Source organism: Pseudomonas sp. (assembly GCF_049300855.1).
In the GTDB taxonomy this organism is placed as follows: domain Bacteria; phylum Pseudomonadota; class Gammaproteobacteria; order Pseudomonadales; family Pseudomonadaceae; genus Aquipseudomonas.
In genome coordinates, this window is record NZ_JBAQKH010000029.1 from 560,789 (window position 1) to 572,530 (window position 11,742).

Here is an 11,742-nt window from a genome sequence, read left to right on the forward strand (position 1 = left end):
TCCCCCTGAGCGGGGCTGCGCCATGCGCCTGCCCCTTTCCTGAAAACAACACAAATCCCTGTGGGATAGTGTTGTGGCAGCTTGACCGGTGATGGCCGCCCGGTGAGGATGACGTACGCCCGCCAGGCATTTGAAATAAGGACATTGACCCTTCGTGGCTACCTACTCGCGCCTCATCCGCCGGTTGATGATCAGCTCGCTGACCGTCGTCATCAGCCGCGCGCTGATCAGCCCGCTACTGACGCTGTTCCTCAGCAACAAGCTCGGTCTCAACCCGCAAGACGTCGGCCTGCTGCTGGGGATCGCGGTGTTCAGCGCCACGTTGTTGTCGCTCTACGGCGGTTACATCATCGATCGGCTGGACAAGCGCCAATTGCTGATCCTGACCATGCTCTCCAGCGGTATCGGTCTGATCCTGCTGACCTTCGCGCAGAATCTGTATCTGGTCACCCTGGTGCTGATCATCAGCGAAACGGCGTCGGCGCTGTTCCTGATCTGCTCCAAAGCCATCCTCAGTGAAAACCTGCCAGTCGGCCAACGGGTCAAGGCGTTTTCCCTCAACTACACATTGACCAACATCGGCTATGCCGTCGGCCCGATGATCGGCGTGGTGATTGCCGGCGTTCAGCCGTCAGCGCCGTTTATAGTCGCGGGCGCGATTGCCATCGGCAGTATTTTTTTGCTGCTCGGCGCCGCCCGGGAAGTGAGCCCGATAGCAGCAGTCACTGCGCCGCCGAGTTTTCTGAACACCCTGATCATCCTGAAAAACGATCGCACGATGATCCTGTTCACTCTGGGCTGCCTGCTCAGCACACTGGTGCACGGGCGTTTCACCCTGTACCTGTCGCAGTACCTGCTGGTCACCCACACCCAGCAACAGACGCTGGATACCATGGCCGCCCTGCTCGCCTGCAATGCAATCACGGTGATCCTCTTGCAGTACCAGATCGGCCGCTTGCTCAGCCGCGAACACCTGCGCTACTGGATTGCCGGCGGCACCGCGTTGTTCATCGTCGGGCTGATCGGCTTCAGTCTGGCCGACAGCCTGGTCGGCTGGTGCGTGGCGATGTTCATCTTCACCTTGGGCGAGATGATCATCTACCCGGCCGACTTTTTGTTTGTCGACACCCTCGCCCCGGAAGAATTGCGCGGTAGCTATTACGGCGCGCAGAACCTGGCCGCGCTTGGCGGTGCGGCCAGTCCGGTGATGTGCGGGTTTCTGCTGATGCACACGCCGGCGCCGAGCATGTTCTATGCCTTGAGCGCACTGGCAGCCGTGGGCGGCTATTTGTGCTTCGTCAGTGGCCGTCGAGCGGCTTCAATGCAAAATTAATGCACTAAATCTGCATTAATATGAATTTGTCAGCATCGAGTTTGCCCGGCACACTGTGCACGTTCCTCCCCCAATGTTGGAACACTTCGAGGGCTTTCCGGATATGCCGGACAAGTCCTTTTTTTTGCCTCGAATTTGCTGCAAGGACTGGATTTACATGCTCGCACGCTGGTTGCCCGCCGCCATCAACACCCGCCCCACCGAATGGAGCCGCGCCGCCATCGGCATGGCGCTGGGTACGCTGTTCAGCGTGTGGTTGTGTGCGCAAGTATTCGGCCATGAAGTCGCCTATCACCTGATCGGCCCGCTGGGCGCCTCGGCCGTGCTGCTGTTTGCCGTGTCCTCGGGCGCCCTCGCCCAGCCGTGGTCGATTCTCGGTGGCTATTTGTGTGCCGGCGTCGTCGCCCTGCTGGTCGCCCACGTGCTCGGCCGCACCCTTGGCAGCGCCTGTCTGGCGGCGGGTGTGGCGCTGATCCTGATGTGCTGGCTGCGTTGCCTGCACCCACCGGCAGGCGCGTTGGCATTGACGTTGGTGCTGGCCGACCCCGCGACCATCGCCCTGGACTGGAAAGCCATGGCACCGGTGATGCTCGGCGCCGCGTGCATGCTGCTCAGCGCCTTGGCCTACAACAACCTGACGCGAATCCGTTACCCGAAACGCCCGGCGGAACCGGCACCGCTGCTTGCCCCGGTCGACACGCAGGCGATCACCGCCGAAGACTTGAAACTGGCATTGGCGGACATGGAGGCATTCATCGATGTCACTCCCGAGGATCTCGAACAATTGATCCACGCCAGCGAGCTGCATGCCAAGCGTCGGAGCATTGGTGAGGTTTTTGCCAAGTAATCTTTGGTATTTCGACTAAGGTAAAAACGCAAACTCCCCCTGCACATATCCCGGTTGTACACGGCAAATTTGCACTGTTACGATCCGGTAACGCTCGCGCGCGAGCTTCTCGAATAAAGACAATAAAAGCAGGGAGTTACTGATGACTGCTCAGGCTTCATCCCCGCGGACTCAGTCCATGGACGCCACGCAAAATGAAGTGCTGGCCGAGGTTCGCAACCATATCGGTCACCTGACCCTCAACCGCCCCGCTGGCCTCAATGCCATTACCCTCGACATGGTGCGTCTGCTGCAACGGCAGCTCGACGTTTGGGCGACTGATGCCAATGTTCATGCCGTGGTTTTGCGCGGTGCCGGTGAAAAAGCCTTTTGCGCCGGTGGCGACATTCGTTCCCTGTACGACAGTTTCAAAAGCGGCGACACGCTGCACGAAGATTTCTTCGTCGAGGAATACGCCCTCGACCTGACCATTCATCATTACCGCAAACCGGTGCTGGCGCTGATGGACGGTTTTGTCCTCGGCGGCGGCATGGGCCTGGTGCAAGGCGCCGATCTGCGCGTGGTCACCGAGAAGAGCCGACTGGCCATGCCGGAAGTGGCCATCGGCTATTTCCCGGACGTCGGTGGCAGCTATTTCCTGCCGCGCATTCCCGGTGAGCTGGGGATTTATCTGGGGGTCAGCGGCGTGCAGATCCGTGCTGCCGATGCGCTGTATTGCGGCCTCGCCGACTGGTACCTGGACAGCAGCAAACTGGCGCTGCTCGACGAAAGACTCGATCAGATGGAATGGCAGGACACGCCGCTCAAGGCCCTGCAAAACCTGCTCGCCAAGCACGCTGTGCAAACCCTGCCCGATGCGCCGCTGCAAGCATTGCGCCCGGCCATCGATCACTTCTTCGCGCTGCCGGACGTACCGAGCATGGTCGAACAGTTGCGCGCGGTGACGGTCGCCGACAGCCACGAATGGGCGACCACCACGGCCGACCTGCTGGAAACCCGTTCACCGCTGGCCATGGCGGTGACCCTGGAAATGCTCCGTCGCGGCCGGCACTTGAGCCTCGAACAGTGTTTCGCGCTGGAGCTGCACCTGGACCGCCAGTGGTTCACCCGTGGCGACCTGATCGAAGGCGTGCGCGCCTTGCTGATCGACAAAGACAAGACACCGCGCTGGAACCCGCCGACCCTGGCTGCGCTGGACGCAGGCCCTGTTGCGAGTTTCTTCGAAGGCTTTGATGAGAGCGGGAGCTGAGCCATGCACGATCTCGAACTGACTGAAGAACAAGTAATGATCCGCGACATGGCCCGGGACTTTGCCCGTGGCGAAATCGCGCCCCATGCGCAGGCTTGGGAAAAGGCTGGCTGGATCGACGACGGCCTCGTCGCGAAAATGGGCGAATTGGGTTTGCTCGGCATGGTCGTCCCCGAAGAATGGGGTGGCACCTACGTCGATTACGTTGCCTACGCCTTGGCCGTGGAAGAGATTTCCGCCGGTGACGGCGCGACCGGCGCGTTCATGAGCATCCACAACTCGGTCGGCTGCGGCCCGGTGCTCAACTACGGCAGCGAGGCGCAAAAACAGACGTGGCTGGCGGATCTGGCCAGCGGGCAAAGCATCGGTTGCTTCTGCCTGACCGAACCGCAGGCCGGCTCCGAAGCGCACAACCTGCGCACCCGCGCCGAACTGCGTGACGGCCAGTGGGTGATCAACGGCGCCAAGCAATTTGTCAGCAATGGCAAACGCGCGAAGCTGGCCATCGTCTTTGCCGTGACTGATCCGGATCTGGGCAAGAAAGGCATTTCGGCGTTTCTGGTGCCGACCGATACCGCCGGCTTCATCGTCGATCGCACCGAACACAAGATGGGCATCCGCGCCTCTGATACCTGCGCGGTGACGCTGAACAACTGCAGCATTCCCGAGGCCAATCTGCTCGGTGAGCGCGGCAAAGGTCTGGCGATTGCTCTGTCCAACCTTGAAGGCGGACGCATCGGCATCGCCGCGCAAGCACTGGGCATCGCCCGTGCGGCGTTTGAAGCGGCGCTGGTGTATTCGCGCGACCGTATCCAGTTTGGCAAACCGATCAACGAGCACCAGAGCATCGCCAACCTGCTGGCTGACATGCACATGCAAATCAACGCGGCGCGGTTGATGGTCCTGCATGCGGCGCGGCTGCGTACGACGGGGAAACCGTGCTTGTCAGAGGCTTCGCAGGCCAAATTGTTTGCCTCGGAAATGGCCGAGAAGGTCTGCTCGTCGGCGATTCAGATTCATGGCGGGTATGGGTATCTGGAGGATTATCCGGTCGAGAAGTATTACCGCGACGCGCGGATTACCCAGATCTATGAAGGCTCGAGCGAGATTCAGCGGATGGTGATTGCGCGGGAACTGAAGCACTATCAGTTGTAATGGTGTTGGCCCCTTCCCTCACCCCAGCCCTCCCGAAACGTCGGACCGCCCAGAGGGAGAGGGAGCCGACCGAGGTGTCTGGCGCTATACATCGACCTGAAAGACCGGGGCGATTATGGATTCAATAAAGCAGGCGTAGCATCCCCCAATCAGCCCCCTCTCTCAGCGGGAGAGGGAGCCGACCGAGGTGTCTGGCGTTATGCATCGACCTGAAAGACCGGGGCGATTATGGATTGGATAAACCAGGTCGATCAGGGATTCAGTACAGTTCTTTCAGGGCGGCGTAAATCATCAATATCCCTCGATCAGTCCCCTCTCCCTCCGGGAGAGGGTTAGGGTGAGGGGCTTTTGATTCTATTGCTCAGTTCTGGCCGGAACGCCTGATCGCCCTCACCCCCAGCGCCGCCAGATCACTCTCGCCCTCACCCAGCGCCACCGCATCCAGCAAGTTATCGCGCAGCACACTGGCAACCGGCAGCGGCACATGTTTCGGCTCGCCAGCCTTCAACGCCAAGCCAACGTCCTTCAAGCCCAGGCGCAACGTAAACCCGGCGCCCTCGGTTTCGCGCGCGGCAATCTTCGGCCCGTACACCTTGTAGGCCGGTGCCGCGAACAAGGTGTTGGTGATGAAATCGACGAAGTCGCCATTGGCCACGCCATAACCCTGGGTCAACGCCATCGCCTCGCCCGTGGCTTCGATGGCGCTGATCAGCATCATATTGGTGGCGATTTTGAGGATCGCGGCGTTCACCGGGTCGTCACCCATCGGCCAGGTTTTCTGGCCCATGACATCAAGCAATGGTTGAACCTTGGTGAGGGCTGCCGCAGGGCCGGCAACGGCGATATTGAGCTTGCCCGCTTCAGCCAGGTCATTGCGACCGAACACCGGCGCGGCGATCAATTCGACTTCGGCGCTGGCATGCAACGCGGCCATTTCCCTGATGAAATCGACGGACAGCGTGGCCATGCTCAGGTGAATCAGGCCCGCTTTGCTGGCAGCCAGCGCACCGCTGTCGATCAGCACGCTGCGGGTCACGGCATCGTCGGAGAGCATGCTGATCAGCACATCGACATCGAAGGCGTCGCGAGGATGGCTCGCGGCAACGGCGCCTTGCTGCACCAGTTGTTCAACCGCCGCTTGGCTGCGGTTCCACACCCACAACTGATGCCCGGCCTTGAGCAAATTGGCCGCCATGCCCTTGCCCATGGAACCCAGCCCGATAAATCCGATACGCATGTCGACCTCCGCAATGGTTTGCATGATTGCGGACAGACTAGCCTTACTCATCCAGCCTTAAAAGCTTCGCGAGCAAGCTCGCTCCCACAGGGATTTTCGGTGAGCATGAATCTTGGACACACCAACAGACCATGTGGGAGCGAGCTTGCTCGCGAAGACGCCCTTGCAGACGCTGGATTACTTGCCTCTGAACTCGGCCTCACGCTTGGCGACGAACGCCGCCATCCCTTCCTTCTGATCCTGCGTGGCAAACGCGGCATGGAACACCCGGCGCTCAAATCGCACGCCCTCCGTCAGATTGACTTCAAAGGCACGGTTTACGCTTTCCTTGACCATCATCGCAATCGGCAGCGATTTGCTGGCAATCACCGCCGCCACCTTCAGCGCTTCATCGAGCAGTTCATCGCTCGGCACGATCCGCGCGACGATGCCGCTACGTTCGGCTTCCACCGCATCGATCATGCGTCCGCTCAGGCACATTTCCATGGCCTTGGCTTTGCCGACTGCGCGGGTCAGGCGCTGGGTGCCGCCCATGCCCGGCAGCACGCCGAGGTTGATTTCCGGTTGGCCGAATTTGGCGTTGTCACCGGCCAGAATGAAGTCGCACATCAGCGCCAGCTCACAGCCTCCGCCAAGGGCGAAACCGTTGACCGCCGCAATGATCGGCTTGCGGCGGTTGGCCACGCGATCGCTGTCGCTGAACAGGTCGTCCATGTAGATCTGCGGGTAGGTCAGCTCGGCCATTTCCTTGATGTCGGCACCGGCGGCAAAGGCCTTTTTCGAACCGGTGAGGACGATGCAACCGATGTTGGCGTCGGCTTCCAGCGCATCGAGGGCCTGGTTCACTTCGCTGACCAGTTGCGCATTCAGGGCGTTCAGCGCCTGTGGGCGATTGAGGGTGATCAGGCCAACGCGGCCGTGGATGTCGAGCAGAATGGTTTGGTAAGTCATGAATTAAAATTCCTTGTCAAAGATTGCGCGAAATGACCATGCGCTGAATATCGCTGGTACCTTCGTAGATTTGGCAGACGCGCACGTCGCGGTAGATCCGTTCCAGCGGGAAGTCGTTGAGGTAACCGTAACCGCCGAGGGTTTGCAACGCCATCGAGCAGACCTTTTCGGCCATTTCCGAGGCGAACAGTTTAGCCATGGAGGCCTCGACCAACGCCGGTTGGCCGCTGTCACGCAGGGCGGCGGCGTAATGCACCATCTGCCGGGCGACGGCGATCTGCGTGGCCATGTCGGCCAGACGAAAGGCCACGGCCTGATGCTCGATGATCGGCTTGCCGAAGGTGTCACGTTCACGGGCGTAATCACGTGCCGCTTCAAATGCCGCACGGGCCATGCCCACCGATTGCGAGGCGATGCCGACGCGGCCGCCTTCAAGGTTGGCCAACGCGATCTTGTAGCCTTCGCCCTCTTCACCCAAGCGGTTGGCCACCGGAACTTTGACGTCTTCAAAGAGAATCTGGCAGGTGTCGGAAGCGTGCTGGCCGAGCTTGTCTTCGACGCGAGCGACTTTATAACCCGGCGAGTCGGTCGGCACGATAAACGCGCTGATACCGCGTTTGCCGGCACTCGGATCGGTGACCGCAAACACAATGACAACCCCGGCGTTCTGCCCGGAAGTGATGAACTGTTTGCAGCCGTTCAGCACGTAGTGATCGCCGTCCAGTCGCGCGCGGGTTTTCAGGCTGCTGGCGTCGGAACCGGCCTGTGGTTCGGTCAGTGCAAAGGCGCCGAGCATGGCACCGCTGGCCAACGGCTTGAGGAAGCGTTCGCGCTGATCGTCGTTGCCGAACTTGAGGATCGGCACGCAACCGACCGAGTTGTGCACACTCATGATCGTCGAGCAGGCGCCGTCGCCGGCGGCGATTTCTTCCAGGGCCATGGCGTACGCCAGGTAACCGGTGTCGCAACCGCCCCACTGCTCCGGCACGAGCATGCCGAAGAAGCCCAGTTCAGCCATCTGGCCGATGGCTTCCCTGGGGAAACGGTGCTCGCGATCCCACTCGGCGGCGAACGGTTTCAAGCGTTCCTCGGCGAATTGCCGGGCCATGTCGCGGATCTGGGTTTGGTCTTCGTTGGGAATCATGGTGAATCCTTACTTCAGGTTCAGACACAAATCCTGTGGGAGCGAGCTTGCTCGCGAAAGCGATATGTCATTCAACTTCGATGTTGGCTGACACGATGCCTTCGCGAGCAAGCTCGCTCCCACAGGGATTGGCGTTTGTTTCAATACACGCATTCCACGGCCATGGCCGTCGCTTCGCCGCCGCCGATGCAAATCGCCGCGATGCCGCGTTTCTGCTTTCTCTGGCGCAGGGCCGAGAGCAACGTCACCAGAATCCGCGCCCCCGACGCGCCGATCGGGTGGCCCAAGGCGCAGGCACCGCCATGCACATTCAATTTGTCATGCGGAATTTCCAGGTGCGTCATCGCCGCCATGCCAACCACAGCAAACGCTTCGTTCACTTCGAACAGATCGACATCAGCCAGCGACCAACCGGTTTTGTTGATCAGCTTCTTGATCGCCCCAATCGGCGCCACCGGGAACAGACCCGGAGTGTCCGCGAACGCCGCGTGGCCATGGATCACCGCCAACGGTTTCAGGCCGAGTTTCTGCGCCTGCGACTGACGCATCAGGACCAATGCGGCTGCGCCGTCAGAGATCGAGCTGGAGTTCGCCGCCGTCACCGTGCCGCCTTCGCGGAACGCTGGTTTCAGCGAGGCAATCTTGTCCAGTTTGGCTTTCGGTGGCTGTTCGTCGTGGCTGATCAGCACCTGCTCCTTGCCGACGGTCACGGTCAGCGGGACGATTTCGTCCTTGAAGCTGCCGTCCTTGATCGCCTGCTGCGCGCGGGTGGTCGAGGCGATGGCAAAGGCGTCCTGCGCCTCACGGCTGAAGTGGTTGGTCTCGGCGCAATCCTCGGCGAAGGTGCCCATCAGGCGGCCCTTGTCGTAAGCGTCTTCGAGACCGTCGAGGAACATCGAGTCGAGCACGCGGCCGTGGCCCATGCGGTAACCGGCGCGGGCACGATCGAGCAGATACGGCGAGTTGGACATGCTTTCCATACCACCGGCAATCACCACATCGGCGCTGCCGGCGATCAGCATGTCGTGGGCGAGAATGGTGGTTTCCATGCCCGAGCCGCACATCTTGTTGACGGTGGTGCAACGGGTCGATTTATCCAGCCCGGCGCCGAGCGCGGCCTGACGCGCCGGTGCCTGACCAAGGCCGGCAGGCAGCACGCAACCGAACAGCACTTCATCGACCGCATCGCCGGCGACACCGGCACGCTCAACCGCTGCCTTGATCGCCGCAGCGCCGAGTTGTGGCGCGGTGAGGCTTTTCAGTTCGCCCTGAAAACCGCCCATGGGCGTGCGCACCGCGCTGACGATAACAATCGGATCACTGGAAATAGTCATGACAAATCCTCCTTACTTGGCGGCCATGCGCAAGGCGCCGTCGAGACGGATCACCTCGCCGTTGAGCATGCTGTTTTCGATGATATGCCGAACCAGCGCAGCGTACTCGGCAGGCTTGCCCAGACGCGGCGGGAACGGTACGCCGGCCGCCAGCGAGTCGCGGACTTCCGGGGTCATGCCGGCCATCATCGGCGTTTCGAAAATGCCCGGGGCGATGGTCATCACGCGGATGCCGAAGCGCGCCAGTTCACGGGCGGCGGGCAGGGTCAGGCTGGCGATCGCGCCCTTGGAGGCGGAATACGCTGCCTGGCCGATCTGGCCGTCGAACGCTGCGACCGACGCGGTGTTGATGATCACGCCACGCTCGCCATCTGCGTTGGCCTCGGCTTCGGCAATCGCCGCAGCGGCCAGGCGCAGCATGTTGAAGCTGCCGATCAGGTTGACGTTGATCACTTGGGCAAAACTGCTCAGTGCATGCGGGCCGTTCTTGCCGAGAATTTTCTCGCCACGGACGATACCGGCGCAGTTGACCAGACCGTTGACGCTGCCAAAGGCTTTGACGGTGGCCTGCACAGCGGCTTCGGCGGCGGCTTCGTTGCTGATGTCGGCGACGACACTCTGTGCGCCGAGACGCTGAGCCTGAGCGGCGACCGCTTCGGCATTCATGTCCACCAGCATCACTTTGGCGCCGGCATTTACCAGCAATTCAGCGGTGGCGGCACCGAGGCCGGAGGCGCCGCCAGTGACGATAAAAACCTTGTTCTCGATCTGCATGACTGTAGGTCCTGATTCAAGCTGAAACGTTATGCGCCGCGGCCTCTTGAGCCTTGGCGATTTCCTGGTTGCGCAAGATAAAGCGCTGCAATTTGCCACTCGGGGTCTTGGGCAATTCGCTGACAAATTCGATTTCACGCGGGTATGAGTGCGCGGCCAGACGCTTGCGCACGTGTTGGCGCAGTTCTTCGGCCAGTTCCGGCGCCGCACGGTATTGCGCACTCAGCACCACGAAGGCTTTGACCAGTTCGGTGCGCTCCGGGTCCGGCTTGCCGACGACGGCCGCTTCGACCACCGCCGGGTGTTCGATCAGCGCACTTTCCACGTCGAACGGGCCGACGCGATAGCCCGATGTGGTGATCACGTCATCGCTGCGGCCGACAAAGCTGATGCTGCCGTCCACGTTCCATTCCACGGTGTCGCCACTCAGGTAGTAATCGCCGACGAACGCCTTGGTCGGCGCGCCTTCGTAACCGCCGAACCAGCACATCGGCGATTGCGGGCGGTCGATGGCGAGGATGCCCGGTTGGCCGACGCCGAGTTCGTTGTATTGCTCGTCGAGCACAACGATGCGGTGGCCCGGCGAGGTGAAGCCGGCGGCACCGACGTGCACCGGATGCTCGAGGCCGTGGTGGTTGCACAGCACCATGCCCAGTTCGGTCTGGCCGTAATGGTCGTGGATGACCACGTCGAGGTTGTCGGCGAACCAGCGGATCACTTCCGGGTTCAACGGCTCGCCGGCGCTGCTGACGATGCGCAACTTGCCTTTGATCGACTTGGCGAACTGATCACCGCCGGCAATCAGCAGACGGTAAGCCGTCGGCGAACCGGTGAGGTTGGTGATGGCGTATTTGTTGATCACCCGGCAGGTGCTTTCAAGGGTGAACGGGCCATCGTAGAAAGTGATCGGGTGGCCCATCGACAACGGGCCGGTGACGCCGAAATAAATGCCGTAGGCCCAGCCCGGATCGGCGACGTTCCAGAACGAATCTTCCGGGCGCAGATCGACGGCGTCGCGGGTGTAGCTCTGGAACGCGACGATGGCTTTGAGTGGTACGGACAGCGCTTTCGACGGGCCGGTGGTGCCCGAGGTGAACATCAGCAGAAACGGGTCTTCGCCGGTCAGCAGCACCGGTTCGCAAACGTTAGAATAATTGGCCAGTTCGGCCCAGAAGCTGTAATCGCCACGGACGATGCCCTGGCCTTTGGCGCCGCCAACGGTGACGAGTGTCGGGCAGTCGGCGACTTCAGCAAGTTTCGGCCGATTGACCGCGTCAGTGACTACAACTTTGGCGCCGGAGCTGTTCAGGCGATGTTCGAGGGCTTTGGGGCCGAATGCGGTGAACAGCGGCTGATACACCGCGCCGATGCGCCAGGTGGCGAGCACGGTGATGAGCAATTCGATGTTGCGCGGCAGCAGCCCGGCGACCTTGTCGCCCTTTTGCACGCCTTGGGCGAGGAGGAAATTGGCGAAACGCGCAGCGTTGTCTTGTAGCTCGCTGAAGGTGTACGTCGCACTCGCGCCGTCGCGGCCCTCCCAGAACAGCGCGATGCGCCCCGGCAAGGCATGGCGGTCGCAGCATTCGACGCAGGCGTTGAGCGCCTCAAGCGTACCGCTGAGCGCGGCTTGCACAGTGTGCTGATAGTTGAACTGTTCGGTGGCAGACAAGTAATCGCGCATTGCCAGAATCCCTCTGTGTTTTTATTAGGCTGGGAAG

At 61.3% G+C, this 11,742-nt stretch carries 10 protein-coding genes; 4 read left to right on the forward strand and 6 right to left on the reverse strand.

What is annotated here, in order from left to right; genetic code table 11:
- Window positions 1-154 precede the first annotated feature (154 nt).
- The 4 genes from WA225_RS17500 (at window position 155) to WA225_RS17515 (ending at window position 4,584) form a co-directional block, all read left to right on the forward strand.
- Window positions 155-1,333 carry an MFS transporter gene (locus WA225_RS17500; protein ID WP_422608898.1) on the forward strand — a complete coding sequence of 393 codons (1,179 nt, stop codon included), beginning with the start codon at window positions 155-157 and terminating at the stop codon, window positions 1,331-1,333.
- A 157-nt stretch (window positions 1,334-1,490) separates the two neighbouring features.
- A complete protein-coding gene (locus tag WA225_RS17505; RefSeq protein WP_422608899.1) occupies window positions 1,491-2,180 on the forward strand; it encodes an HPP family protein in 690 nt (229 codons plus the stop codon).
- A 142-nt stretch (window positions 2,181-2,322) separates the two neighbouring features.
- Window positions 2,323-3,429 carry an enoyl-CoA hydratase/isomerase family protein gene (locus WA225_RS17510; protein WP_422608900.1) on the forward strand — a complete coding sequence of 369 codons (1,107 nt, stop codon included), beginning with the start codon at window positions 2,323-2,325 and terminating at the stop codon, window positions 3,427-3,429.
- Window positions 3,430-3,432: 3 nt separating this feature from the next.
- On the forward strand, window positions 3,433-4,584 hold the full coding sequence (locus WA225_RS17515) for an acyl-CoA dehydrogenase family protein (protein WP_422608901.1): 1,152 nt from the start codon (window positions 3,433-3,435) through the stop codon (window positions 4,582-4,584).
- A 361-nt stretch (window positions 4,585-4,945) separates the two neighbouring features.
- Here the strand turns inward: WA225_RS17515 and WA225_RS17520 are convergent, their stop codons facing one another.
- From WA225_RS17520 to WA225_RS17545, 6 genes are all read right to left on the reverse strand, one after another.
- Entirely contained in the window at window positions 4,946-5,821 is an 876-nt protein-coding gene (locus WA225_RS17520) for an NAD(P)-dependent oxidoreductase (RefSeq protein WP_422608902.1), read from the reverse strand.
- A 177-nt stretch (window positions 5,822-5,998) separates the two neighbouring features.
- Complete coding sequence (locus tag WA225_RS17525) at window positions 5,999-6,772, reverse strand: enoyl-CoA hydratase (RefSeq protein ID WP_422608903.1); 774 nt, start codon at window positions 6,770-6,772, stop codon at window positions 5,999-6,001.
- A gap of 16 nt (window positions 6,773-6,788) precedes the next feature.
- Window positions 6,789-7,916, reverse strand: a complete 1,128-nt coding sequence (locus tag WA225_RS17530) for an acyl-CoA dehydrogenase (protein ID WP_422608904.1) — start codon at window positions 7,914-7,916, stop codon at window positions 6,789-6,791.
- Window positions 7,917-8,056: 140 nt separating this feature from the next.
- Window positions 8,057-9,250 carry an acetyl-CoA C-acyltransferase gene (locus WA225_RS17535; protein ID WP_422608905.1) on the reverse strand — a complete coding sequence of 398 codons (1,194 nt, stop codon included), beginning with the start codon at window positions 9,248-9,250 and terminating at the stop codon, window positions 8,057-8,059.
- Window positions 9,251-9,262: 12 nt separating this feature from the next.
- Window positions 9,263-10,024 carry an SDR family NAD(P)-dependent oxidoreductase gene (locus tag WA225_RS17540; protein ID WP_422608906.1) on the reverse strand — a complete coding sequence of 254 codons (762 nt, stop codon included), beginning with the start codon at window positions 10,022-10,024 and terminating at the stop codon, window positions 9,263-9,265.
- Window positions 10,025-10,040: 16 nt separating this feature from the next.
- On the reverse strand, window positions 10,041-11,705 hold the full coding sequence (locus tag WA225_RS17545) for an AMP-binding protein (protein WP_422608907.1): 1,665 nt from the start codon (window positions 11,703-11,705) through the stop codon (window positions 10,041-10,043).
- Window positions 11,706-11,742 lie beyond the last annotated feature (37 nt).

Bases quoted from the DNA above. Each gene is read 5' to 3' on its own strand.
- WA225_RS17540 (WP_422608906.1), bottom strand. From the start codon at position 10,024: ATGCAGATCGAGAACAAGGTTTTTATCGTCACTGGCGGCGCCTCCGGC.
- WA225_RS17530 (WP_422608904.1), bottom strand. From the start codon at position 7,916: ATGATTCCCAACGAAGACCAAACCCAGATCCGCGACATGGCCCGGCAA.
- WA225_RS17535 (WP_422608905.1), bottom strand. From the start codon at position 9,250: ATGACTATTTCCAGTGATCCGATTGTTATCGTCAGCGCGGTGCGCACG.
- WA225_RS17515 (WP_422608901.1), top strand. From the start codon at position 3,433: ATGCACGATCTCGAACTGACTGAAGAACAAGTAATGATCCGCGACATG.
- WA225_RS17545 (WP_422608907.1), bottom strand. From the start codon at position 11,705: ATGCGCGATTACTTGTCTGCCACCGAACAGTTCAACTATCAGCACACT.
- WA225_RS17520 (WP_422608902.1), bottom strand. From the start codon at position 5,821: ATGCGTATCGGATTTATCGGGCTGGGTTCCATGGGCAAGGGCATGGCG.
- WA225_RS17525 (WP_422608903.1), bottom strand. From the start codon at position 6,772: ATGACTTACCAAACCATTCTGCTCGACATCCACGGCCGCGTTGGCCTG.
- WA225_RS17505 (WP_422608899.1), top strand. From the start codon at position 1,491: ATGCTCGCACGCTGGTTGCCCGCCGCCATCAACACCCGCCCCACCGAA.
- WA225_RS17510 (WP_422608900.1), top strand. From the start codon at position 2,323: ATGACTGCTCAGGCTTCATCCCCGCGGACTCAGTCCATGGACGCCACG.